This is a genomic window from Streptomyces sp. DH-12 (genome assembly GCF_002899455.1).
Lineage (GTDB): Bacteria > Actinomycetota > Actinomycetes > Streptomycetales > Streptomycetaceae > Streptomyces.
Window position 1 is genome coordinate 1,473,438 of the sequence record NZ_PPFB01000001.1, and the last position, 21,553, is coordinate 1,494,990.

The 21,553-nt window shown below is 73.8% G+C and carries 17 protein-coding genes and 1 pseudogene; 8 read left to right on the top strand and 10 right to left on the bottom strand.

Annotated features, from left to right (window positions below; genetic code table 11):
* Positions 1-322: 322 nt before the first annotated feature.
* Both C1708_RS05505 and C1708_RS05510 read left to right on the top strand, forming a co-directional pair.
* Positions 323-754 (top strand): NfeD family protein, encoded by a 432-nt coding sequence (locus tag C1708_RS05505; protein WP_106411591.1) that lies wholly within the window; start codon positions 323-325, stop codon positions 752-754.
* Between the two features lie 4 nt (positions 755-758).
* Complete coding sequence (locus C1708_RS05510) at positions 759-1,781, top strand: SPFH domain-containing protein (protein WP_106411592.1); 1,023 nt, start codon at positions 759-761, stop codon at positions 1,779-1,781.
* Between the two features lie 77 nt (positions 1,782-1,858).
* Here C1708_RS05510 and C1708_RS05515 read toward each other — a convergent pair whose 3' ends face one another.
* The 4 genes from C1708_RS05515 to C1708_RS05530 all read right to left on the bottom strand — a co-directional run bounded on the left by C1708_RS05515 (position 1,859) and on the right by C1708_RS05530 (position 6,679).
* On the bottom strand, positions 1,859-2,371 hold the full coding sequence (locus C1708_RS05515; RefSeq protein ID WP_106411593.1) for an O-acetyl-ADP-ribose deacetylase: 513 nt from the start codon (positions 2,369-2,371) through the stop codon (positions 1,859-1,861).
* Entirely contained in the window at positions 2,368-3,777 is a 1,410-nt protein-coding gene (locus C1708_RS05520) for a phytoene desaturase family protein (RefSeq protein WP_106416164.1), read from the bottom strand. The genes C1708_RS05515 and C1708_RS05520 overlap by 4 nt, the downstream gene beginning before the upstream one ends.
* A gap of 88 nt (positions 3,778-3,865) precedes the next feature.
* Entirely contained in the window at positions 3,866-4,747 is an 882-nt protein-coding gene (locus C1708_RS05525) for an inositol monophosphatase family protein (RefSeq protein WP_106411594.1), read from the bottom strand.
* Between the two features lie 102 nt (positions 4,748-4,849).
* On the bottom strand, positions 4,850-6,679 hold the full coding sequence (locus C1708_RS05530; RefSeq protein ID WP_106411595.1) for a gamma-glutamyltransferase family protein: 1,830 nt from the start codon (positions 6,677-6,679) through the stop codon (positions 4,850-4,852).
* Positions 6,680-6,941: 262 nt separating this feature from the next.
* On the opposite strand from C1708_RS05530, the pseudogene C1708_RS05535 reads away from it, so the two are divergent.
* Positions 6,942-8,909: pseudogene (locus tag C1708_RS05535) on the top strand (glycoside hydrolase family 84 protein); the annotation flags it as partial.
* Positions 8,910-8,975: 66 nt separating this feature from the next.
* The gene (locus tag C1708_RS36070; RefSeq protein ID WP_391663424.1) at positions 8,976-9,341 is read left to right on the top strand and encodes a discoidin domain-containing protein; all 366 of its coding nucleotides are present in this window, start codon (positions 8,976-8,978) and stop codon (positions 9,339-9,341) included.
* A 42-nt stretch (positions 9,342-9,383) separates the two neighbouring features.
* On the opposite strand, the gene C1708_RS05540 is transcribed toward C1708_RS36070, so the two are convergent.
* From C1708_RS05540 to C1708_RS05565, 6 genes are all read right to left on the bottom strand, one after another.
* Positions 9,384-10,076 (bottom strand): N-acetylmannosamine-6-phosphate 2-epimerase, encoded by a 693-nt coding sequence (locus C1708_RS05540; RefSeq protein WP_106411596.1) that lies wholly within the window; start codon positions 10,074-10,076, stop codon positions 9,384-9,386.
* Entirely contained in the window at positions 10,073-11,029 is a 957-nt protein-coding gene (locus tag C1708_RS05545; RefSeq protein ID WP_106411597.1) for an ROK family protein, read from the bottom strand. The genes C1708_RS05540 and C1708_RS05545 overlap by 4 nt, the downstream gene beginning before the upstream one ends.
* Positions 11,026-11,985, bottom strand: coding sequence for a dihydrodipicolinate synthase family protein (locus C1708_RS05550; RefSeq protein ID WP_106411598.1), 960 nt, complete (start codon positions 11,983-11,985; stop codon positions 11,026-11,028). Before C1708_RS05550 ends, C1708_RS05545 begins: the two co-directional genes overlap by 4 nt.
* 89 nt (positions 11,986-12,074) lie before the next feature.
* Complete coding sequence (locus C1708_RS05555) at positions 12,075-13,562, bottom strand: exo-alpha-sialidase (RefSeq protein WP_106411599.1); 1,488 nt, start codon at positions 13,560-13,562, stop codon at positions 12,075-12,077.
* Between the two features lie 25 nt (positions 13,563-13,587).
* A complete protein-coding gene (locus C1708_RS05560; protein ID WP_106411600.1) occupies positions 13,588-14,607 on the bottom strand; it encodes an acetylxylan esterase in 1,020 nt (339 codons plus the stop codon).
* Positions 14,608-14,832: 225 nt separating this feature from the next.
* Positions 14,833-15,585, bottom strand: coding sequence for a FadR/GntR family transcriptional regulator (locus C1708_RS05565; protein ID WP_106411601.1), 753 nt, complete (start codon positions 15,583-15,585; stop codon positions 14,833-14,835).
* Positions 15,586-15,722: 137 nt separating this feature from the next.
* Here C1708_RS05565 and C1708_RS05570 point away from each other — a divergent pair, with 137 nt between their 5' ends.
* The 4 genes from C1708_RS05570 (at position 15,723) to C1708_RS05585 (ending at position 21,363) form a co-directional block, all read left to right on the top strand.
* The gene (locus C1708_RS05570) at positions 15,723-17,342 is read left to right on the top strand and encodes an ABC transporter substrate-binding protein (RefSeq protein WP_106411602.1); all 1,620 of its coding nucleotides are present in this window, start codon (positions 15,723-15,725) and stop codon (positions 17,340-17,342) included.
* A gap of 75 nt (positions 17,343-17,417) precedes the next feature.
* Positions 17,418-18,368 (top strand): ABC transporter permease, encoded by a 951-nt coding sequence (locus C1708_RS05575; RefSeq protein WP_106411603.1) that lies wholly within the window; start codon positions 17,418-17,420, stop codon positions 18,366-18,368.
* Positions 18,368-20,341 (top strand): dipeptide/oligopeptide/nickel ABC transporter permease/ATP-binding protein, encoded by a 1,974-nt coding sequence (locus C1708_RS05580; protein WP_106411604.1) that lies wholly within the window; start codon positions 18,368-18,370, stop codon positions 20,339-20,341. Before C1708_RS05575 ends, C1708_RS05580 begins: the two co-directional genes overlap by 1 nt.
* Entirely contained in the window at positions 20,338-21,363 is a 1,026-nt protein-coding gene (locus C1708_RS05585; RefSeq protein WP_106411605.1) for an ABC transporter ATP-binding protein, read from the top strand. The genes C1708_RS05580 and C1708_RS05585 overlap by 4 nt, the downstream gene beginning before the upstream one ends.
* Positions 21,364-21,553 lie beyond the last annotated feature (190 nt).

The following is a 21,553-nucleotide window of genomic DNA, read 5'->3' on the forward strand; positions in this document are numbered from 1 at the left end:
GCCGGTGTCCCGGCCCCTCCGACGACGCTGTGCATCACGATCACACCGGGCAGGGCGGGACAGGCGCACATACACGCCCGGCGGGCACCGGCGTCAACGGGATCAAGGGGGCCGTTCGAACCCTCGCCCGACAGGGCGGGCCGGCGCCATAAGGGTCATCACCCAATTGGAGGCGTGCCGGACATGTACGGCGGGAATGCTCGGTGCACGGACCTCGGCACCCGGGCCGCCACTGGGTAAAGTGGGGGCAAAGGTGCCGGTCCCTCCGCGTGCCGGCCGGCGCCGGCCGAAGCCCTCCACCCCGGGTGAGAAGAGGCGCGACATGGACTCCTGGCTGATCTGGCTGATCGTCGCGGCCGTCCTGGCCGTGGCGGAGATCCTCACCCTCACCGCCGCCCTCGGCATGCTGAGCGTGGCCGCGCTGGTCACGGCGGGGGTCGCGGCGGCCGGCCTGCCGCTCGGGGTCCAGCTCGTCGCGTACGCCGTCCTCGCCTCCGTCACGCTGGTCTTCGTACGCCCTCTCGCCCTGCGCCACATGGTGCGCCCGCAGGGTCCCCGCTTCGGCGTGGACGCGCTGGTGGGCAAGCCCGCGCAGGTGCTGACGGCCGTGTCGGGCACCGGCGGCAGGGTCCGTATCGACGGCGAGGAGTGGACGGCCCGCAGTTACGACGAAACGCTGGTGATCTCGCCCGGCACGACCGTCGACGTCATCGAGATCAGTGGCGCCACCGCGATCGTCTACCCACGGGACTGAAGCCATGGACGTCTCCGCTTCCCTCGTCGCCGGCCTGCTGATCGCGCTGATCGCGATCTTCACGGTGATCCGGGCGGTGCGCATCGTGCCCCAGGCACGCGCCCGCAACGTGGAGCGGCTGGGCCGCTACCACAAGACCCTCACCCCAGGGCTCAACCTCGTCATCCCGTACATCGACCGGGTGCACCCGCAGATCGACCTGCGGGAACAGGTCGTCTCCTTCAGGCCGCAGCCGGTCATCACCGAGGACAACCTGGTCGTCGAGATCGACACCGTGCTGTACTTCCAGGTCACCGACCCGCGCGCGGCCTTCTACGAGATCGCCGACTTCCTCCAGGCGGTGGAGCAGCTGACCGTCACCACGCTGCGCAACGTGGTCGGGTCCATGGACCTGGAGAAGACGCTCACCTCGCGGGACACCATCAACAGCCAGCTGCGCGGGGTGCTGGACGAGGCGACCGGCAAGTGGGGGCTGCGGGTCAACCGGGTGGAGATCAAGGCCATCGACCCGCCGCAGTCCATCAAGGAGGCCATGCAGAAGCAGATGCGCGCCGAGCGGGACAAGCGGGCGGCGATCCTGGGCGCCGAGGGCCAGCGCCAGTCGCAGATCCTCACGGCGGAGGGTGACAAGCAGGCGGCGGTGCTGCGCGCGGAGGGCAACCGGACCGCCGCGGTCCTGGAGGCCGAGGGCCAGTCGCGCGCCATCGACGAGGTGTTCCAGGCGATCCACCGCAACGACCCGGACCCCAAGCTGCTCGCCTACCAGTACCTGCAGGCGCTGCCCCAGCTCGCGCAGGGGCAGGGCAACAACTTCTGGGTGATCCCGAGCGAGATCACGACGGCGCTGCAGGGCGTGTCGAAGGCGTTCAGCGAGTCGCTGCCCCCGTCACCGGCCACCCGGGCGAAGCCCGCGGTCGACGACGAGGCCGCGGCGAAGGCCGCCGACGACACGGCGCGGGCGGCCCAGGCGGCGGCGGAGGCGGTCGCCGACGCGGCGGAGGCGGACCGGCGTCCGCCGACAATCTGAGGGGCGGGGCGCGCGGTGCCGCGGGGCGCCCGGCGCCCCTCGCGCCCGCCGGCCGGCGCCGGCCGGCGGGCCCCGCGTCAGTCGACCGCCTCCGCGAACGCCTCGTAGGCCCATTCGTCGAAGAGGACGAAGGTGATCTCCTCGACCGCCGTGTCCGCCGTGCGGACCGCCTCCACCGCGATGCGGGCCGCGTCGGGCAGGGGCCAGCGGTAGACGCCCGTGGAGACGGCGGGGAACGCGACCGTGCGGGCGCCCAGGTCGTCGGCGACGCGGAGGCAGGAGCGGTAGCAGGAGGCGAGGAGCGCGGAGCGGTCCTCGGTCTCGCTGTGCACCGGGCCGACGGTGTGGATCACCCAGCGGGCGTCCAGGCGGCCCGCGGTCGTGGCGACGGCCTCTCCCGCGGGGAGCCCCGCACCGTACCGGGAGGCGCGCAGGGCGCGGCATTCCGCGAGGATCTCCGGGCCGCCCCGGCGGTGGATCGCGCCGTCGACGCCGCCCCCGCCGAGCAGGGACGAGTTGGCCGCGTTGACGATCGCGTCGGCGCTCTGCCGGGTGATGTCGCCCTGGACGAGGGTGAGGGTGGGGGTCATGTCTGTCGGAGCCTCCTCCATACCGCCTTGGCGGCGTTGTGGCCGGGCATGCCGTGCACGCCGGGGCCGGGCGGGGTGGCCTGCGAGCAGATGTACACGGCCGGGTGCGGTGTCGTGTACGGGAACAGCGACAGCTTGGGGCGCAGCAGCGCCTGGAGTCCGGAGACCGCGCCGGTGGCGATGTCGCCGCCGACGTAGTTGGCGTTGCGCGCGGCCAGTTCGGGCGGACCCGCGGTGGCGCGGGCCAGGACGCGGTCGCGGAAGCCGGGGGCGAAGCGCTCCAGTTGCCGTTCGATCGCGTCGGTGAGGTCGCCGGTCCAGCCGTGCGGGACGTGTCCGTAGGCCCAGAAGACGTGCTTGCCGCCGGGGGCGCGGGTGGGGTCGACGACGGAGGGCTGCACGGTGATGAGGAACGGCGCGTCCGGGGCGCGGCCCTCCCGGGAGGCGGCGCGCAGGGCGGCGCCGATCTCCGCGCTGTCCGCGCCGATCTGCACGGTCCCGGCGGTGCGGGCCTCGGGGGCGGTCCACGGGACGGGCCCGTCCAGCGCGTAGTCGATCTTGAAGACGCCGGGCCCGTAGCGGTAGCGGGCGTAGTGCTCGCCGAAGCCGGCGATGCGGGCCAGCGCGGTGGGCGAGGTGTCGAAGACGTACGCCCGCGCCGGGGGCAGGTCGTCGAGCCGCTTGACCTCGTAGTCGGTGTGCACAACGCCGCCCAGGTCCCGCAGGTGTCCGGCCAGGGCGTCGGAGAGCGCCTGGGAGCCGCCGCGGGCGACGGGCCAGCCGCGGGTGTGCGCGGCGAGGGCGAAGACCAGACCCACGGCCGAGGTGGCGAAGCCGCTGAGCGGGGCCATCACATGGGCGACGAGTCCGGCGAAGAGGGTGCGGGCGCGCTCGTCGCGGAAGCGGCGGGCCAGCCAGGTCGACGGCGGCAGGCCGACGAGGCCGAACCGGGCGAGGGTGACCGGGTCGCGGGGCAGCGCGGTCAGCGGCAGCGACATGAAGTCGCGGACCAGGGTGTCCCAGCGGTGCAGGAAGGGCGTGACGAGCCGCCGGTACGCGCCGGCGTCGCGTGGCCCGAAGGAGGCGGCCGTCTCCCCGACCGAGCGGGCCAGCACGGCGGCCGTGCCGTCCGGGAAGGGGTGGGCCATGGGCAGCTCGGGGTGCAGCCACTGGAGCCCGTACCGCTCCAGCGGCAGACCGCGGAAGGCGGGCGAGCTGACGGCGAGGGGGTGGGCGGCGGAGCAGGGGTCGTGCCGGAAACCGGGGAGGGTCAGCTCCTCGGTGCGGGCGCCGCCGCCGACGGTGCCCTTCGCCTCGAAGAGGGCCACCGAGAAGCCGCGCCGGGCCAGCTCCACGGCGGCGGTCAGCCCGTTCGGCCCCGCCCCCACCACGACCGCATCGAGCATCGACGGCACCTTCGGACTCCTTCGTCAGCCGACGGCCACTGAGGGATCAGGATATGCCGGGCCGCGCGCGGCCCCGGGCGGCGTCCGGTCACCCGCCCGGCACACCACCCCGCGTCGCGCACGGTCGGACCGCCCGCGACAGCAGCTCCACCACCCGGCGCGCGGTGGCCTCGTCCCGCGCCGCGGTGAACGGCAGCGTGTTGCCGCCGCGGATCGCGAACGGCGTGCCCGCGCGGGTGAGATGGGCGCCGCCCGCCTCCTCCACGAGCAGCATCCCGGCCGCGTGGTCCCAGGCCAGCTCCCAGTTGAACGCGGTCGCGTCCAGTTCGCCGCGGGCGACCGCCAGGTACTCGAGACCGGCCGAGCCGCAGGGACGCGGGGCCACGCCGTCGGTGCGCAGGCCGAGCAGGGCGCGCTTCTGCTCGTCGCTGGTGAAGTCGGGGTGCGAGGTGGCGACCCGGAGGTCCCGGCCGGCCTCCGGGGAGCCGGAGCGCAGCGGCTCCCCGTCGAGGCGGGCGCCCCGTCCGCGGACGGCGGTGGCCAGGTGGTCACGGGCCGGGGCGTACGTCCAGGAGGCGTGCACCACTCCGTCCAGGGCGAGGGCGACCAGGGTGCAGAAGCCGGTCTCGCCGCGCACGAACTGGCGGGTGCCGTCGACGGGGTCGACGATCCACGCCGGCGCGTCCCCCCGTATCGCCTCGTACGACGCCGGGTCGGCGTGCACGCCCTCCTCGCCGACCACGACGGAGCCGGGCAGCAGGCGGGGCAGCTCCGCCGTCAGGTACCGCTCGGCCTCGCGGTCGGCGTCGGTCACCAGGTCGTGCGGTCCGCTCTTGCGGTCCACCTCGTGGGCGGCGAGGCGGCGCCAGCGCGGCACGATCTCCCGCGCGGCGGCCTCGCGGACCGCGGCCTCCACGTCGTGGGCGTGCCGGGTGAGGAACTCGTCGATGGTCGCGTCGGTCTCGATCACTCCTCCATGAGAGCACGCGCCGCCGACAGCCCCTGCCCGGCCCGGGGCGGTCCCGGGTGCGGGCGGCGCGGAAATGGGCTGCCCGCACCCGGGGCCATGGGCTCAGCGGCCCACCGCGTACCCCTGCTGGCCGCGCGGGTTGGCGGCCGCGGAGAGCACGCCGGTGTCCGGGTCGCGCGCGACCGCGCACAGCCGGCCCTCGGACCAGGCGTCGCCGACGGTGACGTCGTGGCCGCGGCGGCGCAGCTCCTCGATCACCTCCGGGTCGGTGCGGGACTCGACGGTGACGCTGCCGGGCCGCATGCCGCGGGGGTAGAAGGAGCCGGGGAAGCTGTCGTTGTGCCAGTTCGGGGCGTCGATGGCGCCCTGGAGGTCGAGCCCGCCGCGCACCTCGGCGCGCAGGGCGACGGCGAGGAAGAAGTGCAGCTGCCACTGGTCCTGCTGGTCCCCGCCGGGGGTGCCGAACGCCATGACGGGCACGCCGTCGCGCAGGGCGAGGGACGGGGTGAGCGTGGTGCGGGGGCGGCGGCCCGGGGTGAGGCTGTTGGGCAGGCCCTCCTCCAGCCAGGTCATCTGGAGCCGGGTGCCGAGCGGGAAGCCCAGCTCGGGCACGACGGGGTTGGACTGGAGCCAGCCGCCGCTGGGCGTGGCGGAGATCATGTTGCCCCAGCGGTCGACGATGTCGAGGTGGCAGGTGTCGCCGCGGGTGCCGCCGTCGGCGGAGACCTCCGGTTCGCCGGGCACCGGGGAGGCGGGGCCCTTGGCGACGGTCGGCTCGCCGACGCCCATCAGGCGGGAACCGGGCCCGTCGGCGGCCACCACGCGCGCGTGGGCGGCGAGCCGGGGGGTGCGGCCGCCGGGGCTGCCGGGGCGCAGGTCGTGGGAGGCGCGGGGGCCCACCAGGGCGCGCCGCTCGGCGTTGTACGCGGCGGACAGCAGGTCGTCGACCGGCACCTCGGCGGCGTCGCCATACCAGGCCTCGCGGTCGGCCATGGCGAGCTTGCAGTTCTCGATCAGCAGGTGCAGGTAGGCGCCGGAGCCGTACGGCGGCAGCTCGTCCGGCAGCAGGGCGAGTTGCTGGAGCAGCGCCGGGCCCTGGCTCCAGGGTCCGGCCTTGCACACGGTCCAGTCGTCGACGTCGTACGTCACCGGGTCCTCGTAGGTCGCGGACCAGGCGGCGAGGTCCTCGGCGGTGAGGGTGCCGGTGTGGTGCTCGCCGCTGGTGTCCAGGGTGGGGCGGGCGGCCTGCCGCACCAGGGCCTCGGCGATGAAGCCGGTGCGCCACACGTCCCGGGCGGCCTCGATCTGCGCCTCCCGGCCGCCGGCGCCGGCGGCCTCGGCGAGCAGCCGCTTCCAGGTGGCGGCGAGGGCGGGGTTGCGGAACAGCTCTCCGGGGCGGGGCGGGCGTCCGCCGGGGAGGTAGACCTCGGCGGAGGTGGTCCACTCCGTCTCGAACAGCTCGCGCACGGTCTCCACGGTCCCGCCGACCCGCTCCACGGGCGGGTGGCCGTCCTCGGCGTAGCCGATGGCGTACTTCAGGACGTCGGCGAGGGACTTGGTGCCGTGGTCGCGCAGGAGGAGCATCCAGGCGTCGAAGGCGCCGGGCACGGCGGCGGCGAGCGGTCCGGTGCCGGGGACGAGGTCGAGCCCGAGCCCCCGGTAGTGGGCGGCGGTCGCCCCGGCCGGGGCGACGCCCTGCCCGCACAGCACCCGCACGTCCCCGCCGGCCGGGGCGAGCAGCATCGGCACCTCGCCGGCCGGGCCGTTGAGGTGGGGTTCGACGACGTGCAGGACGAAGGCCCCGGCGACGGCCGCGTCGTAGGCGTTGCCGCCGTCCTCGAGGACGGCCATGGCGGACTGGGAGGCCAGCCAGTGGGTGGAGGACACCATGCCGAAGGTGCCCTGGAGGGTCGGTCGGGTGGTGAACTGCATGCCCTGCCCCAGGTGTTCGCGTCGTCCGGCCCTCCTCCACCACCCGCTCCGGGCCGGCGGCCTCGGCCACTGCCGCACGCAGGGTAGGCGGGTGCCGCCGGGGGACGCCACCCCCGGGCACGGCACGGGAGCGTCCGTTGGCCGGCGTGAAGCCGGGACGCGAAGAGGTCTAGACCCCATACGTCTTACGTCCTACCGTCGAAGGCGGCACCATCTCCGCGCACAAGCCGATTTCCCGGTCCGTACCGACTCTGGAGGTCTCGTGGGAAGACGCACGACAACCCTGGCGACGCTCGGCGTGTGCTTCGCGCTCGCAAGCGGCCTGGCGGCCGGGGCGCCCCCGGCCACAGCCGTGGAGGCGGGCCCTCGGGCGGCCGCCCCGCTGCCGCCGGTCACTCCGGTCCCCCAGTCCCTGTCCCGCGTCGGCGCGGACGTCCCCGTCACGGGCAGGGTGATCGTCGTGGCGGACGCGGAGACGGACGTCCACGCCCGCGCCCGTCTCGTCGCCGAGCTGAAGCGGCACGGCGCCGACCGGGTCGACGTCGTCGCTCCCGGGAACGTCCCCCGGGCCACCGCCGGCCTGCTCACCGTGCGGCTCGGCCCGGCCACCCGCCCCGACGTCGCGTCAGGACTCGGCGACACGGCCGTCCCCGGCCGCGCGGAGGGCTACGCCCTGCGCGTCGCGCGGGCCGGGCGGGGAGCGCAGGTCGTCCTGGGCGGCACGGACGGATCCGGCCAGTTCTACGCCGTGCAGACGCTGCGTCAGCTGTTCGTCCGCTCCGGCGGCGGCTGGAAGGTGGCCGGCGCCCAGGCCGGCGACTTCCCGTCGATGCCGCTGCGCGGCACGATCGAGGGCTTCTACGGACAGCCCTGGACGCACGCCGAGCGCCTCGACCAGATGGACTTCTACGGGGACGTCAAGGCCAACACCTACGTCTACGCGCCCAAGGACGACCCCTACCACCGGGACAAGTGGCGCGAGCCCTACCCGGCGGAGAAGCTCGCGGAGCTGGGCGAGCTGGTGGAGCGGGCCGCGGTGAACCACGTGCGCTTCACCTTCGCGGTCTCCCCCGGCCAGTCGATCTGCTACTCCGACCCGGCCGACCGCAAGGCGCTCAAGGACAAGCTCCAGGCGCTGTACGACCTGGGCACCCGCGCCTTCTCCGTCCCCCTCGACGACATCGACCACAGCCGCTGGAACTGCGAGGCCGACCGGGCCGCGTACGGCGCACCCGGCACCGGGGCCGCCGGGAAGGCGCAGGCCGACCTGCTCAACGACGTGCAGCGCACCTTCGTCGACACCCACGAGGGTGTGTGGCCGCTGCAGATGGTGCCCACCGAGTACTACAACCACGCGGAGTCGGCCTACAAGCGGGCCCTGCGGGAGACCCTGGACCCCGCAGTCGAGGTGATGTGGACCGGGGTGGGCGTCGTGCCCACCGGGATCACGAACGAGGACGCCGAGCAGGCCTCGGAGGTCTTCGGCCGCAAGGTGTTCGTCTGGGACAACTATCCGGTCAACGACTTCGGCAACACCAGCGGACGTCTGCTGCTCGCGCCCTACGACAAGCGGGAGGCGGGCCTCTCCGACCACCTCTCCGGCGTCGTGGCCAACCCCATGAACCAGCCGTACGCCAGCAAGGTCGCCGTCTTCGGCACCGCGGACTTCGCCTGGAACGACCGCGCGTACGACGCGGGCCGCAACTGGCGGCACGCCCTGTCCTACCTGGCCGGCGGCGACCGTGCGGCCACCGAGGCCCTGCTCGTCTTCGCCGACCTGCAGCACCTGGCCCCGACCTTCGGCGACACCCCGTGGCAGCCCCAGGCTCCCGGACTGTCCCGCCGCGTCGGGACGTTCTGGACGACGTGGGACGAGGGGGACCGCACCGGCGCGCTCCGGGCCCTGCGCCCGTACGCGGCGGCGATCGAACGGGCGCCGGGCACCATCCGTTCCGGCGCCGTGCAGCGGGGCTTCACCGTCGACGCGGCGCCCTGGCTGGACGCCACCGGGCTGTGGGGCACGGCGACGGTCAGGATGCTCGACGCGCTCGCGGCACGGCAGGCCGGGGACCGGGAGACCTCCGACCGGCTGCTGGCCGAGTCGGCCGATCTGCAGGAGCGGGCCCGCGCCGTACGGGTCGACCCGCCGCGCAACGCGTGGGGCGGGGTCCGGCCCAAGGTCGGCGACGGCGTCCTCGACGCCTTCCTCACCCAGGCCGAACTTCGGCTGCGGCTGTGGGACTCCGCGGGCGGCGCACGGAACCTGGCCCCCGAGGGGACGGCTTCCGCCGCCAGCGTGGAGCAGGGACTCGACCGGCTGGCCGCCCGCCATGTCAACGACGGGCGGCTGGACACCCGTTGGGCCTCCGGTTACGCGGACGACGCCTGGGTCCAGATCGAGCTCGCCGAGCCGACGAAGGTCGCCGCGGTGACCCTGGCCTGGGAGAGCGCCTGCGCGACGGAGTACGCCGTGCGGACCTCCGTGGACGGGGTGACCTGGCGGACCGAGTCCACGCGGCGCCCGGAGTCCTGCGGCACGGACGTCGTCCGGCTCCCCGGCGACGAGGCCGTGCGGTACGTCCGCATGCAGGGCGTGGAGCGCAGGACGACGTGGGGCTACTCGCTCTACGAGCTGGGCGTCTACGGGACGCCCAGCTCGTAGCACGTACGGGGGGAGGCCGCCGCCCGGGGCGGCGGCCTCCCCTCAGCCCGCCGCGGCCTCCTCGCCCGCCATGCCGGCCACGAACGTCGCCGTCAGCGCGGTCGGCGCGGTGATGGCGGTGCCCACGACGACGCTGTGCGCGCCCGCAGCCAGCGCCTCGGCGGCCTGCCCGGGGGTCGCGATGCGGCCCTCGGCGATCACCGGCACGGTGATCGCGGCGGCCAGGTCCGCGACGAGGGCGAGGTCCGGCGCGGTCTGGACGGGCGAACCGGGCACGTAGCCGGACAGGGTCGTCCCCACGAAGTCGGCGCCCTGCTCGGCGGCCTCACGGCCCTCGTCGAAGGTGGACACGTCGGCCATGACGAGGGCGCCCGCCTCGTGCACGGCCTTCACGAGACCGGCGAACGTGCTGCCGTCGGGGCGGGGCCGGGCGGTGGCGTCGGCGGCGACGACGGCGGCCCCGGCCTCCACGAGGGAGAGCGCGTGACGCACGGTCGGCGTGATGAAGACGCCGCTGTCGCCGTCCTTCCACAGTCCGATCACCGGCAGGTCCACGGCCGCGACGGTGGCGGCGACGACCTCCGGGTCGTTGACCCGTACGGCCGCCGCGCCGCCGGCCCGGGCGGCGAGGGTCATGCGGACCAGGGTGTCGGTGTGCCGCATCGGATCGCCGGGCGGGGCCTGGCAGGAGACGATCAGTCGGCCCTTCAGGGCGTCGGCCAGGGGCAGGGTCATCGCAGGGCTCCGGTGGAGGTACGGGGGTGGTGCAGGGGCAGGGTGCGGGTCAGCGCGGCGGCGCCGAGGACCGCGGCGTCGGGTCCGCCGCGCGGCGGCACGGGGCGCAGGCCCCGCAGGGGGGCCATGAGCTCGGCCGTGAACGCGGCGTTCAGGGCGTCCAGGTACAGCGCGCCGATCCGGGGCACCCCGCCGCCGACGACCACGCGGTCGGCGCCCAGCGCGTTGGCGAGGCCGCCGAGGGCCCGGCCGACGGCCCGGCCGCCGAGCACGACGGCGGACGTGGCGTGCGGATCGCCCCCGAGCGCACGGGCGGCCACGCTCTCCAGACGGTCGGCCGGCAGGCCGCTCATCCGCGCGTAGTGGGCGGTGATCGCCGGGCCGGCGGCGATCGCCTCCAGGTGCCCGGTGGCGCCGCAGGTGCAGGGCAGTCCCTCGGCCTCGGGACTGGGCAGGTGCCCGAGGTGCCCGGCGACGCCGGCCGCCCCGTGCAGCATGCGGCCGTCCACGGCGACGGCGCCGCCCACCCCGGTGCCGACGGCGGCGTAGATCATCGTGTCGCTCCGGCCGGGGGCGCCGGTCAGTTCCGTCGCCGCCGTGGCGCGGACGTCGTTGTCGCAGGCGACGGGGAGGCCGGTGCGGGCGGCGAGGCCGGAGGCCAGGGCGGTGCCGGCCCAGCCGCGGATCGTGTCGGTGGCGCTGGTGACGGTTCCGGTCTCCGGGTCGATGACTCCGGCGGCGGCGACGCCGATCGCGGCGGCGCCCGGCGCCCACACCGCGCGGACCTCCTGGGCCAGCGCGTCGAGCACCGCTTCCGCCCCCGCCGTCGCCGGGGTGGGCAGGGTGTGCCGGGCCAGGACGGCGCCGTCGGCCGTGACCAGGGCGGCGGCGATCTTCGTGCCGCCCAGGTCGAGGCCGATCACCGGGGCGCCGTCCGGGAACCGCGCCGTCATCGGAGCGGGAGGAGGCCGGCGCCGCGCAGCCGCTCCTCGACCTGCGCGACCGACGCCTCGCTCAGCTGGATCTGCGGTGCGGCGGTGGTGCCCCCGGTGAACACCCCGAGCAGGCGCAGCGCGTGCTTGAAGGCGCCGATGGCGGAGGAGTTGCGGCCCATCTCGCTCTCGGGGCCCGCGTCGACCATGCCGAACAGCTCGACGAGCCGCTCCTGCTCCTTGACGGCGGTGTCGAAGTCGCCGGCGCGCACCGCGTCGTAGAGGCGCACGTAGCCCGCGGGATCCACGTTGCCCAGGCCCGGCACGACGCCGTCGGCGCCGGCCAGCAGGGCGGCGTCCACGGTGAGCTCGGAGCCGGTGAGGACGCTGAAGCCGGGGGCGGGGCCGTCGGCGCGGCCGTGGCGTCCGCCGAGTTCCACGACGAGCCGGCGCAGGCCGCCCTCGTCACCGCTGCTGTCCTTCAGGCCCGCCAGCGTGCCGTCCTCGGCGAGTTCGCGGACCAGGGCGACGGAGAGCTTGCTGTGCACGGAGACCGGGAGGTCGTAGGCGTACAGCGGCAGGTCGACACTCGCGCGCACGGTGCGGAAGTGGTGGGCGATCTCCGCCGGGTGGGTGCGGGCGTAGAAGGGCGCGGTCGCGACCAGGGCGTCGGCGCCGGCCTCGCGCGCGGCCTCGGCGTGGACGAGGACGCGGGGCGTGGTCATGTCGATGACGCCGGCGAGCACCGGGACCCGGCCGGCGACGGTCTCGACGACGGTCCGCAGCGCGGTCTCGCGCTGCCGGTCGGTGAGGAAGGCGACCTCGCTGCTGGAGCCCAGGGCGAACAGTCCGTGCACTCCCCCGCTGACGAGATGCTCCACGTGCCGGGTGAGCGAGGCGGTGTCGACCTCGCCCGACGCATCCAGGGGGGTGCAGACGGGCGGCACGACGCCGCGGAGGGGCTGGGACGAGGACATGAGTGTTCTCCTGGGCTTGCGAGTGGTGGAACGGTGGGAACGGGCCGCCGGGCGCCGGGGTGTCCGGCGCCGGGCGGCCCGTGGCCGTGTTACGGCGCGGTGACGGTGAACGTCGTGTCGCCGTAGGAGTGCTGCCGGCCGCGGACGGTGTACTTCGCGGTGGCCTTCACGCTGCCGGCCGTGGCGCCGGCGGGGACGGTGACGGGGATCTTCATGTTGGCGCCCTGGCCGGGGTTGAGGGCGGGCACGGCGACCTCGGGGGCGCTCCAGCCGGCCGGCAGGGCCAGGGAGACCGTTCCGCCGGGGAGGGTGACGTCGTTCTGGCTGACGACGCGCACGGTGACGGTGGTGGTCTTCCCGGCGGGCAGGGAGGCGGGCGGGGTGACGGTGACCGGGGCGCAGACGCCGCCGAGCCACTGGAGGTCGAAGGACGAGTAGGTGATGTGCCGGTAGTTGGCGCGCTCCCAGAGCATGCCCACGCGGTCGTTGCCCGTGGTGCCGCTGCCGAGCGGGGTGAGCGTGGAGTAGGCGGCCGATCCGGCCTCGACGGTCTTGCGCACCGGCCAGTTCTGCCCGTTGTCGCAGGAGAGGCGGACGGTGAGGTTGCTGCGGCTGTTGGTGGTCGCCGTGTTGCTGAACATCAGCCACTTCGCGCGCGGGTGGGAGGCGTCCACGTCCGGCGCGAAACGCATGACGGAGCCGTTGTTGGCGGGGTCGGGCAGCTCGGTGTCCTGCTGGAACGGCGTGTAGGTGACGCCGCCGTCGGAGGAGTAGGCGACCGTGCGGTACGGCGCGGAGCGGTTGTTGAGCATGACGCGGCCGTCGGAGAGCTCGACGGTCTTGTTCTCGTCGCCGCCGGGACCGACGGGGGTGCCCATCTTCCAGGTGGCGCCGTGGTCGTCGCTGTAGGCGCTGACCGCGTAGTTGGCGCCGTTGTTGCGGATGGCGTACTGCTGGATCAGGCGGCCCTTGTAGGCGCCGTGCCGCAGCTGGATGCCCTCGCCGGAGGCGGCGAACATGCCGGCCCAGGCCGGGTTCTTGATCTCGGCGGTGATCCGCTCGTGCTTCCAGGTCAGGCCGTCGTCGTCGGAGTAGCTGTAGTCGGCCTGGAGGACGTTCGGGTCGTTCTCGTCGTTGCCGGTGGCCGAGCCGAAGAAGCCCTGGTTCACGGAGGCGGCGTAGAAGACGAAGATCCGGCCGGTCTCCCGGTCGACGAGGAGGCTCGGGTCGCCGAAGCCCTTGGGGGCGGCTTCCCTGCGGACGACCTGCTGGGGCTGCCAGGTGAGGCCGTTGTCGGTGCTGCGGCGCAGCACGACGCTCAGGTTGCCGGGGAGGTCGGCGAGGGTGGGGCGGGCGTCGTAGGCCGCGATCAGGGTGCCCTTGGTGGTCCGGGTCAGGGCGGGGATGCGGTAGTAGGGGGAGCCGGTGCCGGCGGTGGCGATGTCCTGCGAGGTGAGGGTGCCGGGGGCGAAGGCCGCGGCCTGGGCGTCGGCGGTGTGCGCGGCGGGGGCGCCGGTGATCAGCAGGGCCAGGGCCGCGCCCACGGTGGTGGCGGCGAGGGTGACTCTACGCTGCATGAACGTGTCCTCTTCTCTGAGGGGGTCAGGCGAGCTGGGGATCGTGCAGGGTGGAGATACCGGGGTCCACGAGTCGGGGTGCGGTGAACAGGTCCCGGAGCCAGAGGAGTTGCTCGCGCCGGTGATGGGCGGCGCCGCCCTCGTGACCGTTGAACTCGTAGACCCGCAGGTCCTTGGCGCCGCCGTAGCGGTGGTAGGCGGCGAAGCAGGTGGAGGGCGGGCAGACGGCGTCCATCATGGCGATGGAGAAGAGCGTCGGGGCGGTGGCGCGGGAGGCCAGCACGGCCGCGTCGACGTAGGACAGGGTGGTGAAGACGGTCTCGACGCGGTCGCGGTAGAGGCTGAGGTACTCCGCGATCTCGGTGTAGGGCGGCGCGCCGGCGACGAGCGCCCCGCGGCGGATGTCGCACAGGAACGGGGTGTCGGGCATGACGCCCGCCAGGCCGGGGAGGAGGCCCGCGACGGCGAGCGAGATCCCGCCGCCCTGGCTGTGTCCGGTGACGACGACCTGGTCCGGATCGACCGCCGGGTGGGCGCGGGCGGCCTCGGTGAAGCGCACGGCGTCGGTGTAGACGCGCCGGTAGTAGTGGTTCTCCGGGCTGTCCACGCCCCGGGTCAGGAAGCCGGGGACGTCGCCGTTGAGGGACACGGTGTCGGGGGTGTCGCCGCCCGCCGTGGACCAGCCCTGGCCGCGGGTGTCCATGATGAAGTGGGCGTAGCCGGCGTTCGCCCAGATCAGCTGCTCGTGCGGCAGTCCGCGGCCGCGGCCGTAGCCGAGGAACTCCACGACGCAGCCGAGCGGGCCCTCGGCCCCGGCCGGCAGGTGCAGCCAGCCCCGTACGGGTTCGCCCGCGAAGCCGGGCACGGTCACGTCGTAGGTGGTCACCTGGGTCAGACCCGTGTCCTCGCGGACGAAGCTCGGGGTTCCGCCGGCCGCGCGCGCCGTCCGCAGGGTCCGGTCCCAGAACGCGTCGAGGTCGGCGGGTTCGTCGAGGTCGGGGCGGAGCGCGAGGCACTCGGCAAGGGTCAGGTCCGTGAGTGGCATGGAGGGGGTCCCGGTGGGTGAGGCGTGCGCGCGGCGCAGCGCGGTGACGGGAACTGAGAGCAGACGTCTGATGTCTGCTGTCCTGGGACCCTAAGGACCGGGGCGGGCGACCGTCAAGTACCCCGCCGCACCGGCCCGCTCCTCCCGCGGGCGGCCGGCGGCCCGTCACGACACGGCGGAGGCAGCCCCGCCACCGGGGCTGCCTCCGCCGTGGAAGGACCGGGTTCAGCGACGCGCCCGGGCCTCCGCGATGCGCTGCCGGACGGGCTCGTAGTGCTCGCTCAGGGCCGCCGCGAACTCGACGGGGTCGCGGTCCCGCACGGCGTCCACGATCCGCTGGTGGTTGGCGATGGTGGCCGCCTCGTGTTCGTGCGTGAAGACGTCCAGGTGCGGCGCGACGATGACGTAGACGTCCCAGAACGCCGTGGACAACTGCCCGATGAGGGCGTTGCCGAGGGGGGCCAGGAGCAGCGTGTGGAAGGCGCGGTCGGCCTCCACGAAGCCGTGCCCCTCGCCGGCGCCGGCCCGGCGCATGTCGTCGACGAGCCCTTCCAGCCGGTCGATCTGCTCCTCGCTGAGCGCCTCGACGAGCTGTTGCGCCATCCCCCGCTCGAACAGCTCGCGGACCTCGATGAGGTCGCTCATCACCTGGAAGTCGTCGTCCGGGCTGAGCAGACCGCGGAAGGTGAGGCTCTCCACCAGGGCGGACAGGCTCAGTCTGCCCACATAGGTGCCGTGACCGTGCCGCACCTCGACGATGTCGAGGGCGGTGAGAATCCGGATGGCCTCCCGCACGCTGGAGCGGCTGGCCCCGAGGGCCTCGCACAGCGCGGGCTCGGTCGGCAGCGGGTCGCCAGGGCGCAGTTCGTTGCGCAGGATGTACGACTTGATGCCGTCCACGACCTCCTGTCGCAACGGCTGGCGTACCGCTCTTGGTTCGGACACAGTCCGCTGAATCGCCCTTTGTCCCACCGCCACCTCTTGACCCCTCTCCCTTGCCCGACTACGTTCCCACGCTATCAAGCATCAGACATCAGACGTCTGATGCATTCACGAAGCGATACGTTCACGCCAGTCCTTCGTGCAGAACCAGCCATTCCGTATCCTCGCCCGTCATGACTCCCCGCCAGGAGGATTCCTTGTCCCCGCGCAGTGCATCCGGCGTCGACCGCCGCACCTTCATGAGATACACCAGCGCCCTCGGTGTGGCGACCGCGATCACCGCGGGCCTGTCCGCCTGCGGCGGACCGGGCAGCACCGGTGACGACTCCAGCGGTTCGGGAGGCAGCACCGACACCATCGAAGCCGGACTCTCGTACCCGCTCTCCACCGGCTTCGACCCCATGATCACCTCCGGCGCGACCCCGTTCGCCGCCAACATGCACATCTTCGAGGGCCTGGTGGACCTCGACCCGGCCACGCTCGCCGCCCGGCCGACGCTGGCCACCGAGATGCCGCAGAAGATCAACGCGACCACCTACCGGGCCACCCTCCGCAAGGGTGCCACCTTCCACGACGGATCGCCGGTGACCGCCGACGACGTGGTGTTCAGCTTCGAGCGCGTCCTGGACCCGAAGAACGCCTCCCTCATGGCGCAGTTCGTGCCCTTCATCGACCAGGTGACGGCCGTCGACCGGTCGACGGTCGAGTTCAAGCTGAAGTACGCCTTCGCGCTCTTCCCCTCTCGCATCTCCGTGGTGCGCATCGTGCCGAAGAAGATCGCCGGCGCCGACGCCAAGGCCTTCGACGCCAAGCCGGTCGGCTCGGGTCCGTACCGCTTCGTGTCGGCGGTCCGCGAGGACAAGATCGTCATGGAGGCGTACGACAAGTACAACGGACCGCACCCCGCCAAGGCCAAGAAGATGGTCTGGCACCTGATCTCCGACCCGTCGGCCCGGGTCAGCGCGCTCAAGTCCGGGCGCGTGCAGGCGATCGAGGACGTGCCCTACATCGACGTCGCGGGCATCACGGGCAAGGACAAGGTGGAGTCCGTCCAGTCCTTCGGCCTGCTGTTCCTGATGTTCAACACCAAGGACAAGCGCTTCGCCGACAAGCGGGTGCGCCAGGCGCTGCACTACGCCCTCGACACCGAGAAGATCATCTCCACCGCCCTGCTGGGCAACGCCGAGGCCGCCACCGGGTACGTGCCGGCCACCCACCCCGACTACCACAAGGCCGCCACGGTCTACAGCCACGACCCGGCCAAGGCCAGGAAGCTGCTCGCCGAGGCGGGCGTGCGCAAGCTCTCCTTCACCCTGCTGCTCACCGACAACGGCTGGATCAAGGACATCGCGCCGCTGATCAAGGAGAGCTGGGACGCGATCGGCGTCGACGTCAAGCTCGACATCCAGCAGTCGCCCGCGCAGTACGCCAAGATCGACCAGGGCGGCTTCGACGCCCTGGCCGCCCCCGGCGACCCGTCCGTCTTCGGCAACGACGCGGACCTGCTGCTGCGCTGGTTCTACTACGGCTTCTGGCCGGAGAAGCGTTACGGCTGGGCGGGCTCCCCCGCCTACAAGAAGGTCAGGTCGCTGCTGGACAAGGCCGCTTCGGAACCCGACGAGGCCAAGCGCAAGGCCCTGTGGGGACAGGTCACCGACACGGTCGCCGACGAGGCCGCCCTGTACCCGATCCTGCACCGCAAGCTGCCCACCGCGTGGCGTGAGGGCGCGCTCACCGGGTTCAAGCCGCTGCCCACCACCGGGCTGTCCTTCATCGACGTCGGCCGCGCCTGACCCGCACGCCCAGGCCGACGGGCCGCCGCTCCTGGACGGGTGGCGGCCCCCGCCCCAATCGCTAGGAAACCCACGATGGTTGCTTTTCTCCGGCTCGCGCTGCGCCGCGTCGCGATGATGCCGGTGATGATCCTCGGCATCGCCCTGCTGGTCTTCGTCGTCCTGCAGTTCTCGCCGGCCGACCCCGCGTACAACGCCCTCGGCGACAGCGCGAGTCCCGAGGCGCGTGCCGCGTTCGCCGAGGCGAACGGCCTCAACGACCCGCTGCCCGTCCGGTACGTCGCCTTCCTCGGTGATCTGATCCAGGGGGACCTCGGCGTCACCATGGCCCCCAGCCAGCCCGTCACCGACCGGATCGCCACCGCGTTTCCGCTCACCCTCCAGCTGACGCTTCTCGGCCTCACGCTGGCCATCGTGCTGGCCCTGGTCTTCGGCGTCCTCAGCGCCGTCCACCGTGACCGCTGGCCCGACCAGGTCTTCCGGGTGCTGTCGATGGTCGGCATCGCGCTGCCCTCGTTCTGGCTCGGTGTCCTGCTCATCCAGCAGTTCGCGCTGAACATGCCGGTCTTCCCGACCGGCGGCTACGTCAACCCGGCCGACTCCTTCTCCGGCTGGCTGGAGAGCCTCGCGCTGCCCGCCCTGGCCCTCGCCCTGCCGGTCGCCTCCTCGCTGGCCCGGCTGATCCGCACCTCGATGGTCGCCGAACTCGACCGGGACTACGTGCGCACCGCCCGCGGCAGCGGCCTGCCGCCGTTCATGATCATCCGGTCGGTGCTGCGCAACTCGCTGATCACCCCGCTGACCGTGCTGGGCGTCAAGGTGGGCTACATGCTCAGCGGCGCCGTCGTCATCGAGGCGATCTTCGACCTGCCCGGCATGGGCAAGCTGATCCTCGAAGGCGTCAACGGAGGCGACGTCGGTCTGGTCCAGGGCACCGTCCTCACGATCGCCATCGCCTTCCTCGTGGTCAACGTCATCGTCGACCTGCTCTACCTGCTCGTCAACCCGCGTATCAGGACGGTGTGATGTTCGCCCCACGCTCTCTCGCCGAGCGGCTCCGGCCCGGTACCCGCCTGCGTCGCCTGCCCCTCCCCTCGCGCATCGCGTTCGGCGTCCTGCTGGTGGTCGTCCTGGGCGCGGTCTTCGCACCCCTGCTCACCCAGGACCCGCTCGCCACCGGCACCCCGGCCCAGCCGCCGAGCGCCGACCACTGGTTCGGCACCGACCGGGCCGGCCGCGACGTGTTCGCCCGCGTGGTGCACGGCGCCCGCTACTCCCTCGTCATCGGCTTCGGCGCGACCCTCCTCGCGCTGGCCATCGGCTCGGCCCTGGGCGCCCTGGCGGCCACCTCGCGCAAGTTCGCCGACGAGTCGGTGATGCGCACGCTGGACGTCGTCATGTCCTTCCCGCCGATCGCCCTGGCCGCCGTGCTGGTCGCCGTGTTCGGCCCCAGTCTCCCGGTCATCATCTTCACCATCGCCTTCGTCTACTCCCCCTCACTGGCGCGCGTCGTCCGGGCCAACGTGCTGGAGCAGTACGGCGAGGACTACGTCGCCGCGGAGCAGGTCATCGGCGCCCGCCGCCACTACATCGTGGCCCGGCACGTCGCCGTCAACTGCGCGGCGCCGGTCCTGGTCTTCGCGACCGTCATGGTGGCCGACTCGATCATCTTCGAGGCCAGCCTGTCCTTCATCGGCGCCGGCGTGCAGGACCCCGACCCCAGCTGGGGCAGCGTGCTGGCCTACGGCCGGCAGATCCTGCTGTCCGGCGGCTGGTGGGCCACCCTCTTCCCGGGCCTGTGCCTGCTGGTCACGGTGCTCGCGCTGAACGTCCTGTCGGAAGGCATGACGGACGCCGCCGCCTCCCCGGACAAGGCCCGCGCCGACGGCGGCGACACCGTCGAGAAGATCGCCGCCGCCGAGCCCGCCACGGACCGTGCCGCCGCCGACGCCGCGCTCACCGAGCTCGCCCGCCGCATCGAGGCCACCGGACCGGCCGTCCGGCCGCTGCCCGACGACGCCCCCGACCTGCTCGTCGTGCGCGACCTGTCGATCCGCTTCCCCGACCGTTACGGCGACACCCGCGTCGTCGACGGCATATCCTTCACCGTCCGCGAGGGCGAGACCCTGGGACTGGTCGGCGAGTCGGGCTGCGGCAAGTCGATCACCAGCCTGGCGATCATGGGTCTGCTGGCCCGCAACGCCGAGGCGTCGGGCGAGATCCTCTACCGGGGCCGCGACCTGCTGAAGCTGTCGCCGAAGGAACGCCGGGCGCTGATGGGCCCGGAGATCGCGATGGTCTACCAGGACGCCATGTCGTCGCTGAACCCGTCGGTGCTGATCGGCACCCAGCTGAAGCGGCTCACCTCCCGGGGCGGCACCCGCACCCCGGCGGAGCTGCTCGAACTGGTCGGCCTCTCCCCCGAGCGCACCCTGCGCAGCTACCCGCACGAGCTCTCCGGCGGCCAGCGCCAGCGCGTGCTCATCGCCATGGCGCTCTCCCGCAGCCCGCGGCTGCTGATCGCCGACGAGCCGACCACCGCGCTCGACGTGACCGTGCAGGCCCAGGTCGTCGAGCTGCTGGTGAAGCTGCGCGACGAACTCGGTTTCGCGATGGTCCTGGTCTCCCACGACCTCGCCCTGGTCGGCGATCTCGCCCACCGGGTCGCGGTGATGTACGCGGGCCAGGTCGCGGAGGCCGGCGACACCCGCTCCCTGCTGACCGACCCGGCGCACCACTACAGCCGGGGTCTGCTGGGTTCCGTCGTCTCGCTGGAGGCGGGCGCGGAGCGGCTGCACCAGATCCGCGGTGTCGTGCCCGCGCCCAAGTCCTTCGGGTCCGGCTGCCGCTTCGCCTCGCGCTGCACCGCCGCCACCGAGCTGTGCGCCACCACGCCGCCGCCCGCCACCGACCGCGACGGTGCGCCCGACCACCTGTTCGCCTGCCACCACCCGGCGCCCGTGCGCCCGTCGGCCAAACCGCTGGAGGGCGCCCGATGACCGCCACCGAGAACACCACGACGGACCCGCTCGTCCGGCTCGACGGCATCCACGTCCGGCACAGGGCGCGCAGCGGCGGCATCCTGCGCCGGGACGCCGTGCACGCCCTGACCGACGCCTCCCTGGAGGTGCGGCGCGGCGAGATCCTCGGGCTGGTCGGCGAGTCCGGCTGCGGCAAGTCCACCCTGGCCCGGGTGGTCACCGGGCTCCAGCGGCCGACCGAGGGCCGGGTGTACTTCAAGGGCCAGGACCTGTGGGAGATGCCGGCCCCGGAACGCCGCAGCCACTTCGGAGCCAGTGTCGGAGTGGTCTTCCAGGACCCGTCCACCGCGCTCAACCCGCGCCTGCCGGTCCGCCGCATCCTGCGCGACCCGCTGGACGTCCACGCCCGCGGCACCCGTGCCGAGCGCGAGGCGCGCGTCGAGGAGCTGCTGGACCTGGTGGGCCTGCCCGGGCACACCCTGGGCGCGCTGCCCGGCCAGCTGTCGGGCGGGCAGCGCCAGCGGGTGGCGATCGCCCGCGCGCTGGCGCTGGAGCCGGAGCTGATCGTCGCCGACGAGCCGACCAGCGCCCTGGACGTGTCGGTGCGCGCGCAGATCCTCAACCTCCTGGTGGACCTGCGTGACCGGCTCGGCCTGGCGATGGTCTTCATCTCCCACGACGTGCAGACCGTGCGCTACCTGTCCGACCGGATCGCGGTGCTGTACCTCGGCCGCGTGGTGGAGGAGGGCCGCTCGGCGCAGGTCACCGGCGACTCCCGGCACCCGTACACCGAGGCCCTGCTCTCGGCCACGCCCAGCCTGCTGGAGCGCCCCGAGCGGATCGTGCTGCACGGCCCGGTGCCCTCGGCGACGAACCCGCCGTCCGGCTGCCCCTTCCGCACCCGCTGCTGGAAGGCGGACGACGCCTGCGCCACCGTGTTCCCGCCCGCCTCCGACGGCCCGGACGGCCACCGCTGGCACTGCGTGCACCCGCAGCCGGCCGCCGGGGGCGCCGCGGTCCCGGCCGCCGGCGCCGTCTGACGCCCGCGCCGGCGGGGGACGCTTCCGTGCGTCCCCCGCCGGCGTCACGCCACGCCACACCCCCGTGCCGGCACACCGGGTGGAGGGCACCGGACCGGCCACGCGCGTGGCCGGGGGCGAAGGCAGCGCGTCTCTGCTCGGCGCGGCGGGACCGGGGCATCCGCTCGACGCGGCGCCGAGCGGTGCACAA